25 protein-coding genes are annotated in these 25,771 nt (G+C 44.8%); 5 read left to right on the plus strand and 20 right to left on the minus strand.

The genetic code is table 11. The features are described from left to right. The first annotated feature begins 51 nt into the window (after positions 1-51). The 3 genes from GWI56_RS03670 (at position 52) to GWI56_RS03680 (ending at position 1,794) form a co-directional block, all read left to right on the plus strand. Positions 52-435, plus strand: coding sequence for a VOC family protein (locus GWI56_RS03670; protein ID WP_173496485.1), 384 nt, complete (start codon positions 52-54; stop codon positions 433-435). Positions 436-523: 88 nt separating this feature from the next. After that, positions 524-973, plus strand: a complete 450-nt coding sequence (locus GWI56_RS03675) for a GyrI-like domain-containing protein (protein WP_173497884.1) — start codon at positions 524-526, stop codon at positions 971-973. Positions 974-1,080: 107 nt separating this feature from the next. Further along, on the plus strand, positions 1,081-1,794 hold the full coding sequence (locus GWI56_RS03680; RefSeq protein WP_198572169.1) for a YafY family protein: 714 nt from the start codon (positions 1,081-1,083) through the stop codon (positions 1,792-1,794). A gap of 105 nt (positions 1,795-1,899) precedes the next feature. On the opposite strand, the gene GWI56_RS03685 is transcribed toward GWI56_RS03680, so the two are convergent. The 9 genes from GWI56_RS03685 to GWI56_RS03725 all read right to left on the minus strand — a co-directional run bounded on the left by GWI56_RS03685 (position 1,900) and on the right by GWI56_RS03725 (position 9,198). Continuing rightward, a complete protein-coding gene (locus tag GWI56_RS03685; RefSeq protein ID WP_198572170.1) occupies positions 1,900-3,192 on the minus strand; it encodes an aerolysin family beta-barrel pore-forming toxin in 1,293 nt (430 codons plus the stop codon). Between the two features lie 704 nt (positions 3,193-3,896). After that, a complete protein-coding gene (locus GWI56_RS03690) occupies positions 3,897-4,199 on the minus strand; it encodes an AzlD domain-containing protein (protein ID WP_131525746.1) in 303 nt (100 codons plus the stop codon). Then, entirely contained in the window at positions 4,196-5,035 is an 840-nt protein-coding gene (locus GWI56_RS03695) for an AzlC family ABC transporter permease (protein WP_198572171.1), read from the minus strand. Before GWI56_RS03695 ends, GWI56_RS03690 begins: the two co-directional genes overlap by 4 nt. Before the next feature lie 125 nt (positions 5,036-5,160). Then, entirely contained in the window at positions 5,161-5,997 is an 837-nt protein-coding gene (locus tag GWI56_RS03700; protein WP_198572172.1) for an AraC family transcriptional regulator, read from the minus strand. Positions 5,998-6,186: 189 nt separating this feature from the next. Further along, a complete protein-coding gene (locus tag GWI56_RS03705; protein ID WP_168823624.1) occupies positions 6,187-6,843 on the minus strand; it encodes a Vat family streptogramin A O-acetyltransferase in 657 nt (218 codons plus the stop codon). 30 nt (positions 6,844-6,873) lie between these two features. Beyond that, on the minus strand, positions 6,874-7,389 hold the full coding sequence (locus GWI56_RS03710; protein WP_198572173.1) for a ClbS/DfsB family four-helix bundle protein: 516 nt from the start codon (positions 7,387-7,389) through the stop codon (positions 6,874-6,876). 57 nt (positions 7,390-7,446) lie between these two features. Further along, the gene (locus GWI56_RS03715) at positions 7,447-7,764 is read right to left on the minus strand and encodes a hypothetical protein (RefSeq protein WP_198572174.1); all 318 of its coding nucleotides are present in this window, start codon (positions 7,762-7,764) and stop codon (positions 7,447-7,449) included. A 346-nt stretch (positions 7,765-8,110) separates the two neighbouring features. Then, positions 8,111-8,563, minus strand: coding sequence for a hypothetical protein (locus tag GWI56_RS03720; protein ID WP_198572175.1), 453 nt, complete (start codon positions 8,561-8,563; stop codon positions 8,111-8,113). Between the two features lie 137 nt (positions 8,564-8,700). Further along, positions 8,701-9,198: a DUF2938 family protein gene (locus tag GWI56_RS03725; RefSeq protein ID WP_206765983.1), complete on the minus strand. Its 498-nt coding sequence runs from the start codon at positions 9,196-9,198 to the stop codon at positions 8,701-8,703. Positions 9,199-9,288: 90 nt separating this feature from the next. Between GWI56_RS03725 and GWI56_RS03730 the strand changes: the two genes are divergently transcribed. Further along, positions 9,289-9,678 carry a helix-turn-helix domain-containing protein gene (locus GWI56_RS03730; RefSeq protein ID WP_198572176.1) on the plus strand — a complete coding sequence of 130 codons (390 nt, stop codon included), beginning with the start codon at positions 9,289-9,291 and terminating at the stop codon, positions 9,676-9,678. 367 nt (positions 9,679-10,045) lie between these two features. Here the strand turns inward: GWI56_RS03730 and GWI56_RS03735 are convergent, their stop codons facing one another. From GWI56_RS03735 to GWI56_RS03785, 11 genes are all read right to left on the minus strand, one after another. Then, complete coding sequence (locus GWI56_RS03735; protein WP_198572177.1) at positions 10,046-10,249, minus strand: hypothetical protein; 204 nt, start codon at positions 10,247-10,249, stop codon at positions 10,046-10,048. A gap of 642 nt (positions 10,250-10,891) precedes the next feature. After that, positions 10,892-12,541, minus strand: coding sequence for a pyridoxal-dependent aspartate 1-decarboxylase PanP (gene panP, locus GWI56_RS03740; RefSeq protein ID WP_198572178.1), 1,650 nt, complete (start codon positions 12,539-12,541; stop codon positions 10,892-10,894). A 555-nt stretch (positions 12,542-13,096) separates the two neighbouring features. After that, positions 13,097-14,311, minus strand: a complete 1,215-nt coding sequence (locus GWI56_RS03745; protein ID WP_198572179.1) for a glycerate kinase — start codon at positions 14,309-14,311, stop codon at positions 13,097-13,099. 232 nt (positions 14,312-14,543) lie between these two features. After that, the gene (locus tag GWI56_RS03750) at positions 14,544-15,902 is read right to left on the minus strand and encodes a GntP family permease (protein WP_113938868.1); all 1,359 of its coding nucleotides are present in this window, start codon (positions 15,900-15,902) and stop codon (positions 14,544-14,546) included. Positions 15,903-16,228: 326 nt separating this feature from the next. Continuing rightward, positions 16,229-17,236, minus strand: coding sequence for a catalase family peroxidase (locus tag GWI56_RS03755; RefSeq protein ID WP_198572180.1), 1,008 nt, complete (start codon positions 17,234-17,236; stop codon positions 16,229-16,231). Positions 17,237-17,445: 209 nt separating this feature from the next. After that, positions 17,446-18,684, minus strand: a complete 1,239-nt coding sequence (locus tag GWI56_RS03760) for a sugar diacid recognition domain-containing protein (RefSeq protein WP_198572181.1) — start codon at positions 18,682-18,684, stop codon at positions 17,446-17,448. 8 nt (positions 18,685-18,692) lie between these two features. Continuing rightward, positions 18,693-19,391, minus strand: coding sequence for a uracil-DNA glycosylase family protein (locus tag GWI56_RS03765; RefSeq protein WP_198572261.1), 699 nt, complete (start codon positions 19,389-19,391; stop codon positions 18,693-18,695). A gap of 110 nt (positions 19,392-19,501) precedes the next feature. Further along, positions 19,502-20,107, minus strand: coding sequence for a hypothetical protein (locus tag GWI56_RS03770; RefSeq protein ID WP_198572182.1), 606 nt, complete (start codon positions 20,105-20,107; stop codon positions 19,502-19,504). A 216-nt stretch (positions 20,108-20,323) separates the two neighbouring features. Beyond that, the gene (locus GWI56_RS03775; RefSeq protein ID WP_198572183.1) at positions 20,324-22,411 is read right to left on the minus strand and encodes an MtrB/PioB family decaheme-associated outer membrane protein; all 2,088 of its coding nucleotides are present in this window, start codon (positions 22,409-22,411) and stop codon (positions 20,324-20,326) included. Positions 22,412-22,423: 12 nt separating this feature from the next. Continuing rightward, entirely contained in the window at positions 22,424-23,425 is a 1,002-nt protein-coding gene (mtrA, locus tag GWI56_RS03780) for a decaheme c-type cytochrome MtrA (protein WP_028760483.1), read from the minus strand. A gap of 68 nt (positions 23,426-23,493) precedes the next feature. Further along, positions 23,494-25,446: an OmcA/MtrC family decaheme c-type cytochrome gene (locus GWI56_RS03785; protein WP_198572184.1), complete on the minus strand. Its 1,953-nt coding sequence runs from the start codon at positions 25,444-25,446 to the stop codon at positions 23,494-23,496. Positions 25,447-25,584: 138 nt separating this feature from the next. Between GWI56_RS03785 and GWI56_RS03790 the strand changes: the two genes are divergently transcribed. Then, positions 25,585-25,746, plus strand: coding sequence for a hypothetical protein (locus tag GWI56_RS03790; RefSeq protein WP_198572185.1), 162 nt, complete (start codon positions 25,585-25,587; stop codon positions 25,744-25,746). The last annotated feature ends 25 nt before the right edge of the window (positions 25,747-25,771 follow it).

Genomic DNA, 25,771 nt, shown 5'->3' on the forward strand with positions numbered 1-25,771 from the left:
TATAAATAAGGTTTTGAATCATTGATATTTTTCAACAAGGAGAAAGTGAAAATGTTATCTATTGCACCGTTAGTTTGGGGTGAAATTCCTGTCAGTGACATGAACCGTGCCGTTGCTTTTTATCAGCAGCATTTTGGGGTTGAGTTTAAACGTGACGATATGGAAGACATGGAATATGCGACCATAGTCACTGAGGATGCGAGTGCGGCGAGCATAGGGCTAGTCAAATGCAGCATGAGCCAGCCATCGGTGCATGGCAGCACAGTGTATTTGCATTTCAGCACCCACTTACAACCGCTAGTGGATAAACTCGCTGCCGCCAATGTGAATATTTTGCTGCCAGTGACGCCGATTAATGGTGGAGAGTGTGGTTACATCGCGTTATTTGCCGATAGTGAAGGCAATAAAGTCGGTCTGTGGTCTAAGGATAAGTAGTCTCGAGTGTTAAATTTTTAGCGTCGTGCCCTTAAGGCACGACGCTAACATTAACCTATTGGTTTAGATATCTATGGAAGAAACAAAGATGGATGTGGTTTATATTGATGCTCGACCGTTACTTGGACTAAGCACCCGCACGAATAATCGGGCAGAAATGTCTATCGATAGCGCTAAAATTGGCAGTTTATGGCAAGCCTTTTTTGAATCATCCCAGCTGACCGCTATGCTCAATTCGCCCATGTATGGCGTGTATTATGACTATGAGTCAGACATGAATGGCGAGTTTTCTGTGCTGGTGGGTAAGGCAATTGATGCCCCTGTTGATGCAAGTCATTTTACGCCATTGGAGCTTAACGCGGGCAAGTACCTAAAATTCACCGCTCAGGGTGATATGCCCCAGTGTGTTATCGATCTTTGGGGACAAGTTTGGGGCTATTTTAGCGCGGCTGATTGCTCTCATCAGCGACGTTATCAAACTGATTTTGAAGTCTATCTCAGCGCCACAGAGGTTGAGATCTATATCGGGATTTTATGATTTAAATCGTACTATCACTCAAGTGAGTATCAGGACATGTCAGTGATTTATGTAAACTCACAATGCTTAATCAACTGATAGGCAACTAAAGGATTGAATCAGAGTCAATGCGCCGCGCCGACCGCCTATTTCAAATAGTGCAAATTCTTAAACATAAACGCCTGACCACAGCCCAAGAGTTGGCTGAACGGTTAGAGGTTTCTACACGCACGATTTACCGTGATGTGCAGGATTTGTGTTTAAGTGGCATTCCTATTGAAGGGGAAGCGGGTGTCGGCTATTTGTTGCGCCACGAGGTGAATGTTCCGCCCTTGATGTTTAACGAAGCCGAACTCGAAGCGATTCAAGTTGGCATGCGTATGGTGCAAACTTGGGGTGGTAAGGAGCTTGGTAGCGCCGCGAGGCAGGCGATAATTAAAGTCGAAGCCGTACTACCAAAACGACTACAAGCCTATCAATCCTTGATGTTTTCACCGGATTTTTACCTCGATTCCAATGAGTTTCAATTCCTCGATCCCTTGCGTAATGCGGCTCAGCGCCGCGAATACGTCAAACTCTTCTACCAAGATGTCAAACTGGATGTCACCGAGCGGGAAGTTAGGCCGCTCGCCATCTATTTTTGGCGTGGTACTTGGACCTTACTGACATGGTGTGAACTACGTGCTGATTTTCGTAATTTCAGGGTCGATCGCATCACAGGTCTTGTGCGGTTAAACCGTCATTTTGATCTCACTCTTGGGCAAGAGCTTGAAGATTATATTTGCCTGATGGATGAGCAATCGAAGGCGCGAGCAGAAGCGAAAGAAAAGCCACTCGAATGAGTGGCTTTGTATTACATTTCTAATTTGCTAGTAACGGGCTAGTTGTATCGAGATCTCTCTGATACTAGTGTCATAGCTGTTATTGAGAGTCTAAGTTCACCGTTTTTAATTGTTTAACATGACTTCGCTTGATTGCGAAATATTCAGTTTTTTGATTAAACCATCTTCATCATTGTTTTGGAGCTCGCCGACGGCAACCTGAATATTGCGACTCAGTCCTAATTTTTGAGCGCTTTTAGGACGATTAGCAATGTCTTCATCCGTTAGTGGATAGGATTCACTGGCATCGATATTAAATTGACTCGAATCTATTGCTGTAAATTTACCGTTGATAGGTGCGCCATGTTGTCTAACAATATTCGCCAATTGCCACTCAAAGCCACTTTTTGACTGTGCCGAATTAATCGCTGCAGGCCAATCCCATACACCATAACCGTTTATATCTTGATGAAGATATTGATCGACTAAGGCTTCTGGTCCATTCAGATTATTCGCATTCGCTCCGCCAAAGGTGTAAGGGAAGTTAGGTCTATTTGTCGGATGATTAATATGCGCATTACCTCCCCATTTTAAGAAGTTCTCATATTTTATATCGTACATCATATATAAACTTGAGGTGTATGGGACATCTGCCTTTTGTTTAAATAGGGTGATTGAGATATAACGTTTGCTGCGAGGCGGCATAATTGCTCGGTACTGCGCCTGACTCGAAATCGTTGTACTTTTGCCGTCGGTTTCACTCCAACCTTGGCTGGCAGAAAATTCGGCGCTGATTTCAGAACTCGCTCCACCTATTCCTGGAATACCCACTTCATATTTATTGGTTACGCCAATTTTCTCGGAGAAGGAGAAATTATCGGTTTTGGCCCAGCTAGTGGTGTAATCATAGTTTAGGGTGGCCACACCAGTATCTTCGGTATCGCCCCAGTTATAGATAACCACGGGAGCAGTATAAATAGCTTCACGATCATAAACTTGAGGTGAACCTAACTTTAGACTTTGAGGATTAGTGACGAAATGAATATTTTGTAAATTTACCTTCAAACGTTCATTCGCTCTGTAGCCGCTTGCATAAGGATCATTGCCGTTATAGCGGGCTCTAAGACTGTATTCGTTGCTCGATTCTCTTCTGACTTCGATGTCTTCACCAACATACTGGGATGCTGTACCGCCAGCCCATGCATATCCAAGATGGTGTCCTAAGGAGAATAACGAGCTGATAAACGAGGGGTCGTTAATTGCATCATTTTTAAGCGAATCAAGATCAGGGGCAGCGTGTTCTACCATTGACAGTTTTGGAATAGTATTCGGAATAGCAGCTTCGGCCAACAAAGAAACAGTTCCAAGTGCGGTTAAACAGGATAAAGTTAATATACCCAGGCTAGATTTTGTTCTCATGATTGTTCCTTTATTTTAATAAAATACGTCCTTTCATTGAGAGCGCCGATGGCAATTATATGTAGTTCTAAATCATATAAATAATCATTACTGCTAGGCACATCTAAAAACTAGCACTTTTATTTTTATTAAACAAAACAAAAATGAATTAATTTAAGGTGTGTTTCAATCTGGTTAAAAATGTTAATTACTTTATTTTTAAACGGTATTTAGAACTTTATAATATAGTGTATTTACTTTAATTTTTAGTGGGTTGGTTTTTGAATGTGGATTAATATTTATGCGGCATTTTATTATGTAAAACTTTTTAAATGGACTCTTCATTCCGAGAACTATACCGAGAAAAATACTAAGATTAGTGCCGTAATAGATGCTGTAAATAACATTTCTGAATGGACGTTTTAGAGACTAAATAGTTTGAATATGGTTAGGTTAAGTATTTTGTTTTTATTGTTTGAGTCTTTGTTATTGCTGATAAATATCATCACTCTTCCATTATCGTCGATGTGTAAAATACCGTTAAAGCCGATACTGTTAGTTGTACAGACATAAGAGCCTAAATACATGAAGATTGTGGAAAATCAAGATAACGTGGAAGTAATTTTCTAGGGGGCGATGTCTCAGAGGGGGGGTAGGCTGTGTAAAAAAGTGGTAGGGACGGTGTCAGTGATTGATGCAAGAGTCAGTGCTGACTCTTTGTTGACTTAGTGGATAAAGAAAAACAGTCCCATACTCAGCACTGTGGTCAGTAAGGTATTACGGGTGACGAGCGCCAACACAGTAGCGACTACGGCGCAGATGAGATAGCTGTTGTCTAGGCTCAGATCGAGCTGACCTTCCTGCACAAACACTATGGGCGCAAAGATCGCAGTGAGTACGGCAGGGGCTGAGTAACTTAAAAAGGTTTGGGTGCCCTTACTTAATCGCAGCGGTAGTTTAGGCTCAAGTAGTAAATGACGACTGATAAACACAACCGCCGCCATTGAAAAGATCATTAACCAAATCATGCTTTTTCTCCTGACAATGTTTTTGTCTTAATGTTAGTCCCAACTCCAGTATCCACTTCTGTTTTGGTCTGTGCGCTTGCTAACTGACTGGCGGATTGTTCTGCGCGTTCCGCTTCCTTGGTCACTTTGGCGTAAAGTACACCTGCCGTCATTCCCGCAATGGCGGCAATGAGCAGTCCCGCTTGAATTTTAAAAACGGCGCATACCACTGCTAGGGTGAGCGAGACTAATACACAGACGAGAATCGATGGTTTTTTTATGGTAGGAACGACCAGAGCGATGAAGGTGGCTGCGATGGCAAAATCTAATCCCATCTCATCTAAATTCTCGATCGCATTGCCCGCCACTATGCCAAGTAGTGTGGCTATGTTCCAACCGATATAGAAACTCAAACCGCCGCCAAGGGCGTACCAAGGGTCGAACTTATGTAACTTGCCTTGATTGGCGATGGCAAACAGTTCATCTGTGAGCAAAAAGCCCAATGTTAGGCGCCACTTTAACGGCAACGGACTGATTTGACTGCGCATCGCCATTGCATATAACAGATGGCGTGAGGTGATGAGTAACGTCGTAATTAAGATACTCCACAGACCAATACCAGCTTTCACCATGCCGAGCGCCACTAATTGAGCCGCGCCCGCAAAGATAATCGCCGACATGGCTTGGCTCTCAATGGGCGTTAGCCCAACCTCAATGGCGAAGGAGCCCGCTAAAATTCCCCAAGGTACAACCGCTATCGTCAACGGCATCATGGCTAATGTACCTTTTAAAAATGCCTTGGATTTCGATGGATGCACAGGATAAACATCAGGTTCTATAAGCTTGTCGGTGGTCACTTTGGCTCCTAAAAATAGCGGCGACGGGGTTGCTGTTAAACAATAAATGCTTGGATAAGGTTGCTTGCTTAGTCAATAGAGGAGAAAGCAAGAATGAGCATGGCAGATTAACTTAAAGTGGTTGTTTAGGCTTGGATAATATTGCGGCCTATTTCTTTGGCAAATTGCCCCGGCGTAACACCGACTGTCTTCTTAAAATGTCGATTCAAGTGACTTTGATCGTGAAAACCACAATCGAGGGCGACATCGAGTAGCCGTGTGCCTTCTTTGATTTTTCCTTTGGCGAGTCTCACTCTGGCCTGAATTTGATAAGCGTGGGGCGGTAAGCCGTAATAACGCTGAAATTGCTTCAGCAAATAATAGGGGCTTAATCCCGCGAGTGTTGCCAGCTCTTCAAGGGAGATGTCGGCTGCAGGATGATCGTCGATAAAGGATTTCACCAGTGCTAACGCAGGTTTAGCGATTACAGTGAGGTCATCGCTTGGGCGATTCTTGCCATGGCGTGTCATCAACTGTGTCAAGCTTGAATAGACCAAGCTTTCGCGCAGTAAGCGATTATCCGATGTATCTAAGGTATTAAAGGTGAAGCGCAGTAATTCGGCTAATTCAGGATCGTACACGACGGGCTCAGGGAAATAGGGTGCACCGCGGTTTGATGCTAGCTCACGGTTAATATTGGCAAACTGCGCGGGTACTGGATACATGGCACGATAGGACCAACCGCCCTCGGTGGCGCTACAACCATTATGGACTTCGTCGGCGTTGACGAGAATGATGCTGTGCTTTGGCGCCACATGGTTGCCACCCGTGCGATAAAAACGCTGCGCCCCCGTTTCAATGACGCCGACTGTGTAACCTTCGTGGGTGTGCCGACTAAAGTTTTGTTTATGGTAGTGGGCATTGAGTAACTCGAGGCCACCTAATTCATCGGCAATCTGGTAGGCCGCATGTTCTGTGTTCACACTAGGCCTCCGAGTTTAGTGCATAAATGGGCGGGTTGTGCCTGATAGTAACCCAGAAACCCTCAGTGCTTTTGTACAAAATTGCGCATATTGGATTTTGTTTGCGTTTAATGGCGTTTTTTTTAATGTTTGTTGCTAATGCTTGTCGCTTGAGATTTTTCGTTCAGTCTTGCTCGCGACAGGCGTTATTTAGGTCGCCTGCTGTAATGTTGTGAGTTCTGCACCCGCGATAGCCTCTAGGTGTTGAGTTATTTTCTCTATCGGCCAATCCCACCAAGCGATGGCAACAAGCTCATCTATGACAGTTTGCTCGAATCTCAACTTGATCACTGTGGCAGGATTACCGCCAACCACAGCGTAGGGTGGTACATCTTTTGTTACTACGGATTGACTGGCAACAATGGCGCCGTGGCCAATTTTCACCCCAGGCATGATAGTGGCGTTATAACCAATCCACACGTCGTTACCGATACAGGTGTCGCCCTTAAAAGGTAAATCTTCGGGCTTGGGCGCCGCTTTCTCCCAGCCATTGCCGAAGATATAAAAAGGATAAGTCGAGAAGCCAGATACTTGATGATTGGCGCCATTCATAATGAATTTCACGTCTTTCGCAATGGCACAGAATTTACCGATATTCAGTTTATCGCCAATAAAGTCAAAGTGATAAAGTACATTCGACTCGAACCTTTCAGGACCAGCTGGATCGTCATAATAAGTGTAATCACCGACAATAATGTTCTCGCGGGAAATAAAATTTTTAAGAAAGCCAACCTGAGGAAAGCCTTTCATCGGCGCTTTATCGTTGGGATTTGGACCTAACTGCGGGTGAGTGTGGGTACTTGGCATGAATACCTCCGTGCTTAAAAGAGTTGTTTACTAGGGTAATGCATTGTCTTTTTTGAATCGTCGTACTTTGGTACGCATATTCTTCATCGGGGAGTAAGTATTGAACTGGATCATACGGCCCAGAGTCCATTTATCGTACCAAGTTATGCCGTACAGTTGCTGATCACTGAGACTCGCAATCAGCGTTGACAATTTTTCCATTGTCATTTCATATTCATCAAGTAAATCAGTATATTGCCATTGGCTATATTCATGATGAAATCGCTCTGCTAATAATCCCAGTTGATTCCATTTATAACCCGTATCGGGAAAATCAACGGGGAGTGCTTGCGATGTTAACTCGTACCATTTGAGCACTAATTTACCCCAGCCAATAAGGTAAGCGACTGTATCACTTACACTCATTTGTGTACCTTTGATGTTTCCTTCTATGCTGCACACACGGGACATTTGGGCTGGGATTGAACGATAGTCAGCTATCAATTTGGGGAAAACTGAATAAATAGCCAATTCAAGTTCTTGTTTTGATTGGGGGATAGATGACATCACTACCTCGTTTACATTAGATGCTTAGGCTGAGTTTAACATCATCTATTGGGCTATTTAGTATTCACCTGTCACAATAAGCTCTTGTTCAATAGATTCAACAACTAAGGCAAGTGTACTATTTTCTTGCTTAAAGCCGACAGAGCAAATTGCCATCGCGCCGTTACCACAGGTTATTTCAGGGTAATCTTCTGTCATTGGCGTTTCATCTTCTGCTACGGGCGTTAATACCCAGCCAGCAGTCAATAAACTCGATTTCACCTCAGCGTATTTTTTACCCCATAACGCGCTGGTGTCTTGTGCTTGAGCATATAGAGGCAATGCGCCAAGACTTAGCATGATCAGTGGGAGAATTATCTTTTGCATGGAAAACATCTCAGTTCCTATGTGGTTTCGGTTGGTCGCTTAGCGCTTGTGAGCGTGTTAACAGCATATATTATTCATGGTCCCTCTGCGCATTATCCCTATGTGCATTAGTTGGGGGAATTATGGCTGTTCTTGTTTCTTCGTTTTACTGAATATTTTTTCATACAGTATCTGTGTCGATATAAAAATAACAACGAACACACCCGTATCAATAATAAATTTCAATGGTTCAAAAGGATCGCTAAAAATATCGTAGTGAAAATCGAAGTATTTGAATAATAATTTTGAACCAATAAAAGCAAAAATAAAAGAGGTGAAGAACTTCAATGGTTTTTCCTCAAAATATGTTGATAAATTAACCATTCTCTTTGATGCGTTTGTACTCTTGTTGGGATTGATAAATTCCCAGAATGATCAGGCCAAATACGAAATAGAACAATTTTTGCGCTGAAAACTCGATTGTCAACGTAGGATGTTCTAGGTGGCGGTATAGAATACTGTGAGAAATTGCCTCTGTTATCGTCAGAATAAATGGATAGCTAATTAATGCGATAGACGATATTTTCGCGAATTTGTACGTTTGAGGTTGTTTAATGAATTTTGCAATAAATAGTAACGCAAATGATAGCGTCAGATTGCTTATCCATAAAATAGCCGCCGTAATTCGTACTTGAGTATGACTGGCTTGTTCCGCATCGGGATAAACCTCTAATATCTCCTGCAAGTAGCTTGCTGGGCTCACTAATCCCCAAACAGGGTAAAGGCATAGCAGCACGGCAGTGAGCATTAAAATATATCTGATAAACATCCTTTTTCTCCGACAGATTCTGCTTAGAAAGCTATACTTTTTATACGAATCATTACATTAGCATTGTTTTTTACAAGTGGCGATTGCTTTGGCTAAACTAAATTATTGTGACAAAAGTTTTTAATGGATAGCTAAGTTTAAACATGAACTAAATATTTCAGGCTTAAAGCAGCAAAAAATAGCCTTAGGCCATAGACGCTATGTGTCAGTAAACTTAGCCACCGAGCTTTCCATGGTGAAGGTGTTTTATTTGCTGCAATCCCAAATCCAAGACGAGATTGAATGACATAGAAAGGAAACACTATGGTAACAAAACCAGTCATTAGTGCAGGTGTCAACGTTGGCTCAAATAACCACATCTCCCCAAAGATTAATACATGAATTAAAGCAATAATAATACCGATAAAATAATGCAGAAACCAACCCAGAAAGGTTTCTCCTTTAACAGATGGGGTTGCCATAATAGGTCGATGAACCAGCTGACCTCTGTAAATAAACCAACGTCCCACAAATGTATAGTCAAGAGTTGGATTATGAAGTATGTTTTTTTGCCACCATGACCATGACCATGAATCCATTATTAATGTGGCACCAATACCCACTAATATTGACTGTAGCCAAATAGAAATCTCCATTCAGTTTTCCCTCTTGGTATTCTTTCCTGATATTGATATAGTTCAGGCATGGTACAACTTGAAGTCAACTTTAAGTCAAGAGTGAATGTTATGGATATTGCAGAGGTATCACGCGAATCAGGATTAGCTCCTTCAACATTGAGATTTTATGAAAAAATTGGACTTATCCAATCCATTGGCAGAAAAGGACTTAGACGCCAATATGCCCCTAAAATCATTAATAAATTGAATGTTATCTCACTTGGACGTATTGCAGGTTTATCATTAAACGAAATCACTACGATGTTTAATGAATCGAATCAATTGACCATTGATCGTAATTTACTGGCGCAAAAAGAATCTGATATTGATCTCAACATTAAGCGGCTAAAAGCAATACGAGATAGTCTTAACCATGTAGCAAGTTGCCCACAATCAGATCACTTAGAATGTCCATCATTCCAAAAACTAATGAAATCGGTAAAGTCTTTTGAATCTTAATCAGTGATAGAAATCAATCACTCGCTATGCGTATAAGGAATATTGTGGTTACTTAAATTTAGCAATTGAATTCGACACACAAAGGAGTGAATGATCAGTACTTAATCTTGGCAATAACGTTTAACTTATTTTGTGCTAATCAAACTTATTTAAAATAGATGGTGCTTTAAAACAATGGGTGCTACAAGATCTGATGTGCTTATCGTCGAACACCCACCATGCCTACCTTGTATGATGGAAAAAAAATTTATTCTGAAAAATATTTAACCCAAATTCAACCAGATACTGCCCAATAAATGGATAAGTTTCATATTAGGTCTAAGCTAGTTAATTTTAGCCTTAGTCCATCATATATAGTATTAGATTGTTAATTCTTTCTCGAAGAAAGATAAGCCATCACAGCTATCATGCTCCCAATTACAATACCTGTAATTCCAAAAAATAAGCCAGCTTCTTGTCCATATATAGCACCTGATTGTAGCAGTGAATAGACAGGTGAAAGACCGAAGTATCCCCCAATCACACAACCAGTTACAGAAAGTAAAAGACCAACCTTAGTTCCAATGTTCATTTTATAAAATCCTTTTTTGGTAAAAATTTACTGGCACATAGATATTTCTATTCTCGGTGCAAATGCCTGCCTTCGTGTTTTTCGTGGATTAGTTAAACTAAAGTCTGAACTTCCCGTCCAGCCGCAAACAAGCACTGGAGCAACGTAACATATATAAAAATAAAATAAAACTAACAAACTTTGGTTTGATTTGTTCAAAGGGAAAGACCATAGACACTTAGCCTTAGTGGCGCGTAAGCTAATCTCACTAAAGAGTGAGACACCTACACCCTTGGTGTTTTTCAAGCTAGTTTTCACTCTTATGTGTGGAGCATGACTGCCTATGTGATAGTGGTATGTATTTTTCCATATGCAGCAGATTACGCAGAAATTAGCAAAGGCGAATTCAGCTGTTGACGTGACTTTCGATGACATGGATGTCATCGCAGAGCCGCCATGGATGGCTTCACAGCGTGCCACGGAGGCAGTTGAATTCGGCGTACCCGCTACTGATGCAGAGTGCTTTTTCTTTGTTATTTAACGTAAGGTTTCGCTAATTTTGTGCTGTAAATAAAAACAGCCGCAAAGATCTTTGCGGCTGTTTTTACGATTTGAAACTCTCTATTTAAAACTGACTAGCCGCAACACACTATTCACCAAAGGCTATTCAGCAATCATCGCCATGAGTGCGGGTAAAAACTCGTTATCTAGTGCGGCTATTTCACTTTGCTCAACCAGCACTTGATTGAGGATGTCATGGCTGGTGAGGGGATTTGCGAGTACTACGCGAAACACTACGGTCGCTTGTCTAAAATAGCGGGCTGGCTGAATGCGGGTGCGAGAGACGAAGGATTTACCCTGTTCGCGTTGGTGCTTTTGAATAAACTGGGTGAGACCATCGAGCAGCTCGTTAAAGCGCGCAAGTTTTACTGTGTCAGCTTGCTCAATAGCAAACTGCATGGCGGCTTGGACACTGGCGGGCACATAACGATAAGTCAGCAGACACAGTTCTGGTTCAGTGACCAGCTCAAAATCCTCATGGGCTTTGATTTTTTCCGCAAAATAACGCGCTTTTTCAAGGCTGTTATTGATTAAGATTTCATAGCCATCGCGGCCGATGATCTGTAAGCAAGCGTGCACTAACATCGCCATGCCGGGGCGTGAACCTTCGAGCGTTTGGCTGCCTAAGTCCTTAGAACCGCGGCGCAGAATATATTCGGCGTGATGGGCAATGGCGTGGGCAAACTCTGGGTCTTTAAATAACACCATACCTGCGCCCATGGGCACGTACATTTGTTTGTGGGCATCGATGGTGACTGAGTCAGCAAGTTCGATACCTGCGAGTAAGTGGCGGTATTTATTGGATAATAAACTTGCGCCGCCCCACGCTGCATCTACATGGAAATGACAGTTTAACTCTTTTGCCAGCGCAGCTAATTCTGTCAGTGGGTCAACATTACCGGTTTCTGTGGTGCCAGCTACGCCAACAATCGCCAACACTTTGATGTTTTTATTGGCAAGTTCAAGGGCGGCTTGGCGCATTTTCGCGACATCGACCTTGTTATCGCTGCCCGTGGGAATGCTGATGATATTGTCACGGCCAATGCCAAGCAGATCGACGGCTTTGCCCAGCGAGTAGTGGCCTCGCTCCGAGACTAAAATCGCTAAATCGTCATAGCCATAGTGGCGCAGCGCCTTGAGTAAGCCTTCGCGGCTGACACCTTTAAACTCACCATCGGCCTTCAATAATTGGTTACGGGCAATCCACAGGGCCGTGATGTTGGCCACTGTGCCGCCGGAGCAAAATGCGCCGAGGGAATGATTGGCGCTGTGCATCCAGCTTTGATAAAAATCCGCATCTTGGTCGTAAATCAAATGGTGCATCATGCCGAGCACTTGGCGCTCAAGCGGCGTAAAAGCCTTCGAGGTTTCGATTTTGACCAGATTTTGATTGAGTCCCACCATCATTTTCGACAGCGGCAACACAAAGTAGGGCAGTGCCGACGTCATGTGGCCGATAAAACTGGGTGCCGCTGTGTGTACCGAATGCGCCACCAGATTTTGCATAATTTCGTCGGTGTAATCGGAGACAAAACGCGGCTGAGTTGGGATCTCAAAGGCTTGAAAATCGGTTTCGATTTCCGACAAGGGTTTTTCGAGCGCGGCGATACTGTCACCCAAAAAGCCTGCTAAGTCCTCGGAGAGCTTTTGCTCGATAATACTCAGCGTTGAGCTTGCATCTTCCGGTGCAGTAAAAATGCGCAGCAAACTTGCTTCGGATGCGGTGGCTTGGCGAGGGAGTTTCTGGGTCATGGGGCTTGCCGTCTATTAATTTTTATAGTGAAACCGCAAATTTGCTCGTAGAGTATAACCAAATCAGTGACTCTCAAAATGTTCAATCAGCGGAATACCAAAAAGGGAGCTCACTTTACTGCAAGGCCTTTTAGGCATCAAGCACTAAAATTTTGTGTATACCAATCACGTTAAATATCTAATCAGTTCAGAGCCTCACAGGCATCTCAATCCAAGGCGCATTGACGCAGAAATGGTTATTCCCTTTTAAGTCAATGCAACACGGGAGTGGGATGCCTGTGAGGCTCCCGAAGGGCGGCTGATGTTCACGACATGGCAACGCGCTTTATACTGCGTTTAAGGCTTTCAACAGAGCACCACTATGCCTTCAAGCCTTCGCCTTGTCTAAAGCGCGTTGAACTCCCGCTGAATGAACAGATATTTAATACGATTGGTATTACCAAAGCGTTGCAGCCTAAATAAGCAAAGGCGCCGTTATGGCGCCTTTATGTTTTACTCGACGAGCCGCCCATCAAGCCTGAGCATGAGTCCTAAAATTCATGTTAGCCCTAAAAATTAGCGTTGGCCTAACATGAGTACCGCGCCGATATTTCGGGCGGTATTGCAAAGGTTTAGCTTGGCATTGGCCAGTACATCATCGAGCGGACTTAAGTGCGGAATAATAGGGAAGATTGCCGACATACCGTGATCCAATATGGCATCGGCGTTGTCACCCAGACAGCCCGCGATACCGATAGTGGGAATACCCTGCAGTTTGGCTTGCTTTAATACGCCCATTGGGGTTTTACCAAACACGGTTTGCCCGTCGATACGGCCTTCACCTGTGATCACTAAATCGGCGCCACGGATTTTGTCCGCAAGGCCAACGGTTTGCATCACAATCTCGACACCGGGTTTAAGCTCAGCATTTAAAAAAGCCATCACGCCAAGACCCATACCGCCCGCAGCGCCTGCTCCCGCATGTTCACGGTGATCTGTCATGCCATTGCTGACAATTACATCGGCATAATGGGATAGCGCCGTATCGAGCTGCTTAACCATCGCAGGCGTTGCGCCTTTTTGCGGACCAAAAATTGCCGAGGCACCCCGCTCGCCGCACAGTGGGTTATCAACATCGCAGGCAACTTCGAAGCTGCACTCACGTAAAAGTGGATGAGCGTTTGATACATCGATTTGGGCGAGGTTCGCCAGCGCTGCGCCGCCAGAAGGCAAGGTTTTACCTTGGCCATCGAGCAATAAAATATCCAGCGCTTGGGCCATACCCGCGCCGCCATCGTTGCTGGCACTGCCGCCTAGCCCCAAAATGATGTGCTTTATCCCCCGATTAAGCGCATCACAAATCAGCTCGCCCGTGCCATAACTTGTGGTAAGCAGCGGATTACGTTGCTCCCTCGGCACATGGTGCAAACCTGAGGCTGAGGCCATTTCAATCACGGCAATCGCGCCTTGATGTGGCGATTTGCTCGTTGGATCTGCACGTGAAACTGAAGCAGAACTTGTATTGATCGCAGCGCCGAGAATGCCTTCACCAAGAATGCCATAGTGTGCTTGCACTCTATGCCCCAGTGGCCCCATGACCTCTAAGCTGACAATACTGCCGCCCGTGGCGTCCACCATAGATTGCACTGTGCCTTCGCCACCATCGGCAACGGGTATTTTGATTATGTCGCAGTCGGGTATCACTTGTTTTAAGCCTTGTTCGATGGCGTTGGCCACTTCGAGCGCGCTTAAGCTTTCTTTAAATGAGTCGGGGGCGATAACTATTTTCATTAAAAATCCTACAGCTAAATGGGATAAAACAGGGCTCAATGTTGAACACTAAACCCAAGGCCACTTACGTTGGGCGCAACAACATCCCTGTGCTAAAACTGAGGTGATATAAGGGCATTTATATCCATCACTGGCACATTAATCTGTTGCAATTATTAGGGCGTATAACAGAGATATATCTTGGGCACGGTATGTGCCCAAGGGACAATATTGAATCAAGAACTCATTAATATTAGAGCAACACTAGGCTTAGCACATACACAGTTACCATGGACGTTACACCTTGGATTAGGGTTGCCATAGTTTGGGCTTTATAGGCTTGTTTGACGCTCATGCGGCTAAATTGGGTGACGACCCAAAAGAAGCTGTCATTGGCGTGGGAAACGGTCATCGCACCTGCGCCAATTGCCATTACTGTTAACACTCGGCCCATATCACTACCAAGACCAATATCGCCAAGCATAGGCGCAACCAGTGCAGAGGTTGCGACTAACGCTACCGTCGATGAACCCTGCGCTGACTTAAGCGCTGCAGCGACGATAAATGGCATGAAGATACCGATACCCAGTGCCGACAGTGATGTGCCCAGAAAGTCACCGATAGGCGTGGCTTTTAATACCGCACCAAAGGCACCGCCTGCACCTGTGATTAAAATAATCGGCGCGGCAGTGACGAGCCCTTGGCTGATGCGTTCGCTAAATTCACTGATCTTATTCTCACCCTTTAACAGCAGCAGGGATAAAAACAGGCCAATCATCAGGGCATTAACGGGCTGACCGAGGAACACGAGCGCATCAAACACACCTTCTTTACCCAAAGGCGCTGAAGGGAAGTTAGCGATAGAACCTAAACAAATTAATACGATAGGCACAAAAATCGGTGCGAAAGCTTTTAATGGGCTTGGTAACGTGCCATAGCTTTTTTTCAGCGTTTCATAGTCACTGGCCTGCGCTTTAAGTTCTTCTGCGCCTTCACCATCTGGCTCAACATCGGCAAAGCGGTTTGCCCATAACATACCCGCGAGTGCCGCAACAGCGGCCACAAAGAGACCCACACCGATCACTAAGCCTAGGTTGGACTCTAAGCCTAAGTTGCCTGCGGCGGCGATAGGGCCTGGCGTTGGCGGTACAAAGGTGTGAGTGGCGTACAGACCTGTGGCTAAGGCAACACTCATGGAGACACTAGAGACCTTCATGCGGTTCGCCATCGATTGTTTCAGTGAGTTTAAGATCACAAAACCCGAGTCACAAAAGACCGGAATAGACACGAGATAACCGATAATTGACATAGTGAGTGTCGGGAAGCGTTTACCTAATATCTTGATCACCACATCGGCCATGGTGATGGCGGCGCCGCTTTTTTCCAGAATAATCCCTATGATAGTGCCTAAGACGATCACTAAGCCGATATAGCCTAAAATATTGCCAAACCCTGTAGTAATGGTTTTAGCGATTTCTCCGCTCGGCAAGCCATAGGCGAAGGCTGCGATAAAGGCGGCCAGAATTAAGGTTAAAAAGGGGTGGAGTTTAAATTTTGAGGTCGCGATAACAATAAATGCAATCACGCCGATGAGAATAAGCACTAAGTTCATAGTTTGTCCCGTTCAGTTCTTGGCTGAAGTTTTTGAGTAAGTTTTTTGACTTATATTGTAGGGCGCAGTGCTTATTTGGGCCTGAGTCCAAATGAGGGCTGCTTTAAGGTCATCCTATTATTGTGCAGGTATGTTTGAATAGCTTTGGCTAAATCCACGGAATTACCGCGTTATGTTTCGCCATTTTTGTGCTCATGCACAAAAATGCTTAGGTGAATTCGAATGCAGGAGGAGGCGTTTTGTCGGTAAAGGAGGCGCTTGTCGATAAGGATTGGCAAATAGGGCTATTTGCCAATCCTAAACAGGAGGGACTTAACTCGACATCTTTATTGACGACGAATAAAGGATTCTACATAGGCTGCGGTGCGGGCATTGAGTATGGGATCGGCAGATGCAGTAATACCCTTAGGTAATAACAGTGGGTTAAATATGCCTTTATCGCACTGTTGAACTTGGGGATCGCTGTCTCGCTCACCGTTAATCATCACTTGGCCTACCAGTAAACGCTGGCGAGTTTCAGGCCAGATCACAGTTGGGTCATTAATCTCATCCCCCATTTCGGCGAGTTGAATATAAAGGTTCCATTGTGCTGGCTGGGTTTTAATGCGCTCGAGTAATTCTGCCTTTAAAAAATCATCACTGAGATTGGCAAGTTCACTGGCTGACAGCGCGGCAGTACCTGCGACAGGTTCAAAAATCCATTTACCCGCGACCGTTTCACCTTGAAGAACACTGTTTTTTTGCGTGCTGAACAGGAAACTATTTACACCAAAGTAGCGGCTGTTGGCAAAACTTGGGCTGGGAGGCAACTGTTTAACGTAGTCGAAAAAAGCTTTGGCGCTGGGTTGATTATCAATAAGCCACTGTTTACCTTCAGGACCTTGTTTCACTTTGGTCTGAAAGTTAAAAAACTCTTCGAGATTTTTGGCAAAGAAAACGGGAACGTTAGTGGTGACAAAGTTAAGATTTTCTTTATCGCCGTCAATTTTGAGTGACATAAAGCGCCCAGCGGTTTTATCTGAGATCTGCGGATTTGTACCGCCGAGGGAAAAGCGGGCTGTGACCTTGATACTATCTTGATTAAAAAATGGAATTGCCAACGTTTGTTGTAATTGTGGATTCGGTTTAAAACTGCCCGAGGTACAAAATCCCTTAGTGTGATTACGCAGTTTGACATTTTTACCCGCCTCGCGACTTGCCGCATCGGGTGTGCCGTTGACGGCATCGACCAGTTCGGGAATGGTTTTCTCGGCCGCGATTAACGAAGGTGAAGTTAGCGCAATGCCGCTAATGAGACAAGCTTTGGCGAATAAAGTCAGTTTGATTGAGGTCATTATCATTCCTTTCAATGGACTAAGTCGAGAGCGCTAGCATATCGACGCGATACTATATGAAAGGATAGGAAAGGGGATACGGTATAAATCTTTCAATTAATTTTTTAGTACAGGCTAAGTTTTACTCAATTGATCTGGTCATCAGGTCGGCGCCGTCATCTGCGGGCTTTTTTCTAGCTAATCTGTTGAGTTGCTAAGTCATTTGAGCGTTAAGTTAAGCGAGTCGAAGTATCAATTAATTGCCCAAGATACAGGCTTAATAATCCATGCAGGGATTGAATGTCGGCTTGGGTGATTTGCTGAATTTTATCAAGGCGATATCTCAGTGTATTGCGATGAATAAACAGGGCATTCGCGCATTGCTGTGCATCGCCAAAGTGGGTGATGTAAGCCGCTAAGGTTTTTCGTAATTGGCCGTTTTTATCCGCCTTGGCGAGTTGCTGATAGGGCGTTGCCAGCGCCTGACCGCGCCAGTCATGTTTCAGCCCTGCAAGTAACACTTGTAGGGAATAATCTTCAAACAGGTATTTATTCCCTTCTGCATTGAGCTGCTTACCTAGGGCTAAGGTTTCTTGAGCCGTTTGATAGGAGCGCGCTATCCCGCCTTTTTCGGGGAAGAAATGGCCTAGGGCAATCTTAAAGTTTAAATCCATCTGGGCGGGTAAGCGCTGCAACAGCTTATCGATACGCTGATTTTCAAGCTCAGGATCCCATTGTTTTCCATCTAAAAAAGCAGGCTTTAGGATCACCAACTGCGACATTGAGGTCATGGCAATCAAGTTACCACGGTCAGGATATTGCAATAGATGCAGCACTTGCTTGAGGGTTTCACTGACTCTGGGGCTGCGTTCATCGGCGGGCAGAGTGGATGCCTCAGCTAAGAACAAGGCCGATGGGGTTGTGTCGGTTTTTAAATGGTGTTTCTGGATGTTTTTCTCGCTGATCTCAATAATGGCCGCGACTCTTGGCAGGCTGATATCAATGTCGAGCTGTTTTGCCCAGCGGTGCAACTGTGCATCATCGGTTTCAGCTTTGATCAGTTGCAGAATAAACTCTTCACGCTGGCGATTCTCCCATTGCAATTTATCCTGCAGGTTGGCTTGTTCAACAATCATTTCGGCGGTCATTTTGAGTAACTCACCATAATGGGTGAGCTCACGTGGATCACCGGTAATGCCGACAACGCCGATAATTTGTCCTTGATAATGTAAGGGTAAATTGATGCCTGGCTTAACGCCATGCAGCCCTGAGGCGACTTCTTGACTGATCTCAACATTGCGATTTTGGGCAATCGCCAGCAGCGCGCCTTCGTGGGTTGACCCTATACGCTTAGGGTCGCCTGAGCCTAAAATCACTCCTTGGCCGTTCATCACATTGATATTGTGGCCAATGATTTTCATTGTGCGACTCACAATTTGCTTAGCAATGGCAGAATCAAGTAGATACATACAGGCGCCTAGTGGGGTTGAAGGTTTAATAGGGATGCAATACGCATTCTTAATCTGGGTAGCATATCGCGTTCAAACTCAGGATGCTGCTTAAGCCAAAGATTATTACGCGGGCTTGGGTGCGGCAAGACAAGATACTTAGGCCAATATTGCTGCCATTGCGCGCATGCTTGGGTCACTGTTATTGGTTTCAGTTTGGGGATGACTGTTACTTTAGCGCTGGTCGAAATTTTACTGCTGGTTGTTTGATGCTTAGTGATCGGCGAAGTGAGGTTTACGGCCTCGGACGATTCGCGTGGTAGATGATAGTCGATGGCATATTGGCCGAGGATCACAATTAGCTCTATTTGCGGCATTAGGGCGAGCAAGGCCTGATGCCAAGTGGCAGCACATTCGGGGCGCGGTGGTTTATCACCCTGCTTTTTACCGTTTTTTTCGATACTGCCCGGAAAACAAAATCCCATAGGGATAATGGCAAAAAGATTGGGGTCGTAGAATTGCTCCCGCGTGACATTCAACCAAGTGCGCAGCCGTTCACCGCTGGCATCGTCAAAAGGTATGCCTTTATGGTGGGTTTTCACGCCCGGAGCTTGGCCTGCAATCAAAATCCGCGCTTGGGTACTGGCCTGCAATATCGGCTTGGGCGCTAAGGGTAAATGGGCCTTACATAAAGTACAGGCGTTGATTTTTGCCAGCAGTTTGGCCATTGATGCCGAGCATGATGGCGATACAGTTACGCACAGTGGCGATGGCGTTTTAGTGAGATTCGTCTTAGTCAATTTAATCGCTAATTTTATCGTTGCTCATTCATTTTCAATCAGGATTGGAGCATCATCACTGTTTGATATACCCAGTAGCCAAAAAGAGAATAGCCAAGGATTAAACCGATATAACTTAATATCTTAGGAATTTGATTTGTGCTTGAAGCCAAACAAATGTGGGCCAGTACAATCGTAAAGAAGGCTAAGGGGGCAATCACATAGCTCAGAGCTAAGATGAATAATGCCCCTAGGCTGATGATCCAATCAGCATTGCGATTGGTGGGTTTATCGATTTGGCAAAGCTGTAGTGGCAATAAAATCAGTCCAATACCGACACAGATAATGCCTAAGTTAAGGGCGAAATCACTCCAACCTCTATGATCATAAATGGCTAACGCAATGGCAATTAATGGCACTATTAGTGCGCTTAATACATGGCGTTTGGCAAAAGTGGCGCTACGATACTGACCCGCAAAAAAGAATAAGCCCTGTAGAAACAGATTGATTAAGGTAAAACCACCGAGGCCTAAAATGATAAATAGGCTCGCTGTGCCACCCGAAGGGTCGAACGCCATGGCGGGTAAGGGTAATAGGCTTAGCCCCAATAGTGCTTGAATTGATAACAGCCACTGAGATTGGGAGATTGAAGAATAAATACGCATTGGCTCAGAGGATTAACTAAAAGATTGAATTAAGATCCGCTAAAGTGAGCCAAAACTCAAGGATTAAGCTTTTTATGGGCGGACTTTCGCGCCAGAGTCTGATCTTATTCAAGATTTTTACGTTTATCTGCCATGATGTTATCGCTTTAAAAGATCATGTTGCACTTAAACAAAAGCCCGCAAAATGCGGGCTTTTCGTGTTATGAACAGTATCGATTAGAGTTTATAACTCATGCTCAGCATGATCATTTGCGCTGTGTAGTCATGGCTATTGCTGCCAAAGCCTACGACGTTCCAGATCCCATCGACGGCGATATCATTGGCGGCATCATTGTCTTTATAATTCTCAATTTTATAATCCAAGCGCAGCGCCATTTTCTCGGTGGCTTGATATTGAGCATATAAGTTAATGTTGTGCACTTTGGCAAAATAATCGCCATAGTCGCCTGTGATACCTTGTCTGACTTGAGTGTTACTGTCGGAGTTTGAATAAGTGTAATCCAATCCCATGCGTAACTTGTTCTCAAGCAAGTTGTTGTAGCTCAGGCCTGCTCCGACCACATCTACATTATCTTCAATGAATCCTGTCCACGTTGGGGTGCTGTAATTACTGCTTCCCGCTTGTTCAGACTCAATGATTTGGTAGTTGTAGAAGGCTGTCGCCAGTAAATCATCGGTGATCATGTAGCTGATGTTGGCATCATAACTGGTGTCTTTTGACTCAGTTAAGCCAATAACTGTGTCAGAGTAGTCATCTAATGCGTAACGGGCACCGAAATCTATGGTCAAGCTGTCGATTGGCGAGTGGGTGACTCGAGCTTCAATCTGGGTTCTGTCGCGGTTAGCCAGATTGTACTTACGTAACAGGCTGTTGGTTTCAGAAGATGTCCATTCAGAAGCTTGATATTGCGAGCCATCACGCTGACCGTAACTGCCCTTAACCCACATATCCCAAGTTTCAAAGCTGTTAACGCGCAAACGTGCCCAAACAGTATTTTCATCCGTGGTTTCACGGTCTTGATAATTACGGTCGTCACGTTTGAAGTCATAGCCGCCATCAAGCTTCAGTCCATGGGTAATACGATAATCCGCCGCCACTTTGAAGCGTTGGCTAGTGTTATCGTAAGGGGTGTTATAGGCCACCTTACCATTGACATTGTTGATGCTGACTTGGGTCCACTCTTCAATTTGAGTATTGTTATCACGGTCGCTATAGTCGTAGCTACCACTTAAGCGCAGTGAGTTAGTCACTTTACTGACGACTTTTAAGTTTAACCCTGTGAGGTCAACTTTGGCATCAACGGCCTCTGTCGGCACTTGATAGCCATAGCCTGAAGTGACTAATGCTTGGTCTTGACTCATTTGTCCCGCAAGCACACGACCTGTTAACACATTGGTATTGTCGTTGTATTGGCCCATGAGCGAGACTGTGTGTGACTGGTTGTCAGGGTCAAGGGCTAGTGTGCCAGAGGTTTGAGCACCAAAGGTCGGATTGAAGGCACTGTCGAAGTTTAACTGGTTGTACTCGTTCTTAAAAATTGAGCCATTGTAGTTAAGTGCAGTGAACCAACGATCGCCTTTTAGTTTAATGCCGGCTTCAATGGAGTCAGTGGTGTAATCAACTGGCTCAGCTAACATCATGGATTGGTTAAAGAATCCACCTGATGTTTTTTTCAAGCCGGTTTTTTCTTCACGCATGTAGCTCACATGCGTACTCCACAGCGATTCACCTTGATAGTCAAAACCTAACCCTGTGCGCTCACGTTTGAGCGACAGTTCTAAGGCATTTAGGCTATCCATCAGTAACGGCATCTGGCTGCTTGAACCCGCAGTTACCCAGTTGTCTGGCAAGGTTAAATTATCGCTGCCGACACCAGAGTAGGGCGTTAAGGCGCTATTACTGTTGTAAGTGGCGATTTGGCGATAGTTTACATTGACATTATACTGGCCTTGTTTGCCCGCATTGACATCTAAACGGCCACCATCCATGCCCAGTTGATAAGCTTCAACGCTGGCTTGATAGCCTTTCTCACCACGGAAGGTGACATCGGCATCAAATTTACCTGCAACTTCGTTTGAAGTCCCAAAGGCATTCGCCGAGCGAATATCCTCTTCGCTGTTGTAACCCACGCCAACACCCACAGTGCCAGACGTACCCGTTTCAACAACGCAGCCTTTACAGCTCCAAGCGGACATTTTGACTTTTTCTGTATTGGCATTGGCTAAGCCATACCCGTCGGCCGCTATTGCAAAACCTGTGTTTGCTAGTAACGCCAGAGTGATCAAATTGAGTTTAAATTTCATTTTCTCGTCTCCTTAGCGCTGTAATAGCTTGCCAGATGGATGGTTTGAACCATGGACCTGACTGTGGCAATTTAAACAGCTTCTTCCACCCGTAAAGGCATTGTCGCCGACGTTTGAACCTAAACCAGTGTTACCTAAGTAAGCATTGCTGGCGTGGCCATCGCTAGCGTGACATTGTTGACACAGCTGCGGTGCGCGGGTTTTCAACATGGCATCATTCACACTGCCGTGAGGATTGTGGCAAGTCACACAGTTCTCAGTGACGGGTGCATGTTCCCACAGTTTTGGGCCGCGTTTCTCGGCGTGGCAGGAGTAACAGGTTTCGTTAATGCTAGGCTTGTTTAGATCGGAATCTGTCATGCTCCCATGGGGATTATGACAATCGCTACAGGTCATTTGAGCCCATTTTAGTGGGTGACTCGAGCGTTTATTCATATCTGCTTTTTGCTTAGTGTGGCAGCTAGTACAGACTTCCATTTCGGTGTTTTTTGATAACACAGGATCTTTTGCGACATGCACTTGGTGACATGAGGCACAAGCGACATCGGCATTGTCATGGTGACTACCGTTCCAAGATACGCGTTTATCATCTTGGTGACAGCTCATACAGACACTGTTTTGTTTTTCTGCACTTAAGGTCGATTGCTTACCAAAAGTGATCATCGGCTCGTTGCCGCCTTTATTGTGTTGACCCATAGGACCATGACAGGCTTCACATTGCAGGCCAGCCATTGGGCTCTTTGATGAATCAATGGCGCCATGGACACCTTTGAAAAGGTCCATCACTTTTTCAGATTTTTTGTGGCACATCAAACAAGAATCGGCACCTTTAGGGGAGTAGCTGCCTTCGGCAAACTTCTTATCTAAGGTGGCTTCGACTTGTTCTGGAGTCATTTTGTCATCCCACTTTGAGGCGTGTGCACTCGGTGTGATGCATAAAGACATCACTGCAGACATTGCCATGGAGATGACAAGTGCCGGCAGTAGGTTTTTCATTTTTAGGCTGTTCTTCATAATAGGCTTCCCAATTTGTCCCAACAAAATTCAAGAAAGGGGGAGCGAACTCCCCCTGCTTGGGCAAATTACATCTTCACCTGAGTGTGATCTGTTGGTGTGGGTTTGTGACAGTAGAAACAGGTTTCTGACTGCGCCGCTTGATTGGCTTGAACATAATCACCGTTCACAATCGCGCCCATATTTTCTAAGCCGTGGCCAATAGATTCTGGCGCGTGGCATGAAGTACAAGTGGCAGTGATTGGTGTGGTGTATTTACCCGCAGTTGTTGCCAGAGCGCCTTTGACCTTGAATGCATCTAGGTTGAAGTCGTTATGACATTGGGTACATTCTTTGATGACACCTTGTTTACCATGAACAACGTGTAATTTCATCTCCAACGCACCTTTGTTAGCACCATTTGCATAGGTACCATCTGGGGTATGACAAGCGACACACGCATCCACACCGACGATTGGCTTACCGCTGGCATCTTTTGCATGTGATAGCTGTTCTGTCATCACAAAACCCGCATGGTGGCCTTTGTGAATTTCGAAGCTATCACCGTGACAACCTTGACAGGTACCAAACTCAACTGAGTTAACATGACGCATGCTCGGTGCTTTACCAGACTTAGTGCCAAAAGCTAGTTCGGCTTTCATGCTCGTTGTTGCGCTGTCTGCGGTACATGCGGTTAAGCTTGTACCAGTGCTACACACTTCTAAACCGATAATGGTAAAGGCGGTATCAGTATCGCCTGCACCGAAAGGTAGAGCGGGTGTTGTAAAGACCAATTTACCGTCAACTAAGGTTACACCTTCTTGCAGTGCACCATCTTTGACTAAGTCTTTCGCTATTTTCGCTTTACCGCTACCTGGACTTGGGTTGTAGCCCATGATCGGGAAGTTAGGGCCAACGTTGGTAACGGACTCTAAACGTTTAATCTTATCTTGAACGGTTGCCGCATCAATTGCGTTACCATCTTTGTCTAAGATAGACACGGTTAATACTGCTGTATCATCAGCTTGACCAGCAAGTACTGCTGACATACCTAACTGAGCGATAACGGCTTTTTTGTCTGCAGTCTTACCTGTGTGCAGTTCTGCAGTCCAATCGCTGTTATGACAGGCTATACAGTTGGAGTTATCTAGCTGTTGTGAGTGGCCTTTACCTGCAGCAAAGTCCACTGCGCTATGGCAGCTTCCACATGAGGCGGCAGTTGGGATACGTGACCAATTACTCCAATCAGGCGTAGCTTCATTTGCTGCGTGACAGCTTTGACAGCTTTCTAATGAGCCTAAGCTGAGGTCTTTGTGTTTAGCGTGAACGAGAACATTGAACTCTTTACCTACGCCAACTTTTCCGGCTGTGTGGCAAGTTGCACAGTAATTAACGTCAGAATACGCGCCGCCATGTTTAACATTGGCTAAATCTTGGTGACAAGTATTACAGCTTTCTGTGGCGACAATTTTGCGACTGTATGTTGGCAGTGCGCCAGTATCGGCAGTGAAGTCGACAAAGGCGTTACTGTTTGGTACTTGAGTACCATCGGGAAGCGGAGTGTTATAAGCGCGGATTAATACTCGTTGAGCTAACTGTTCGTTATAGGTGACTTTAGTGTTAGCGGTCAGGTTCATGCTAAAAGTATAACTGTAGTGACCGTTTTTCTTGTCAACGAAAGTCCCTGGGCATGTTGCAGCGACATCACAGGTTTCATCACCAAAGTATTGCCATTGTGACGCATTACCTGCACCAGTTGCGCCTTGTGGGATTAATTGTGCTGCGGCAAAACGCATTTTTTGTAGGCCAACAACGGGTAAATCATTTTCGTTAGTGACGGTAAACTCAACACTCGGAATACCGTTAGTGACGACAGATTTGTCAAAGGCGAAATTAAGTGTTTGAATCGCTGGAGCAGGTTCGCCACCAGGTTCACCGGGATTACCATCATTACCATCGCTGCCACCACAGCCAGCTAAGGCCATAGTGACTGCACTTGCTGCTAACAGCAGTGCGATTTTAGTTGTTTGTGCGTTCATCATTTTTTTCCCTGCATAGGTTTGGCATTGCTTAAACGCTATGTTCTAGAGCCAACAGATTCTATGTCTGTGTTTTTGGTCATTAGAAGCGACTTAAGTGGATGCTGGAAATAGAATTCCCCAAGGAAAGGCTAACCTAACATGACCTTAAAATCTCCAAGGCCTTTGCTAATGTGTGACTTGGATCTTTCTATTTCTAAAGAGGTATTTAAAGCGAGAGGTAAAAATGATTTTAGAACAAAAAAACAGCGGGGTTTTGAAAGGGAAGAATATAAAGAGAGAGGTAACAACCTCTCTCTTTAATAACGATAAAAACATTGCTCTGAAT

The sequence above is a fragment of the Shewanella sp. DW31 genome (assembly GCF_015767295.1).
Classification (GTDB): Bacteria; Pseudomonadota; Gammaproteobacteria; order Enterobacterales; family Shewanellaceae; genus Shewanella; species Shewanella oncorhynchi.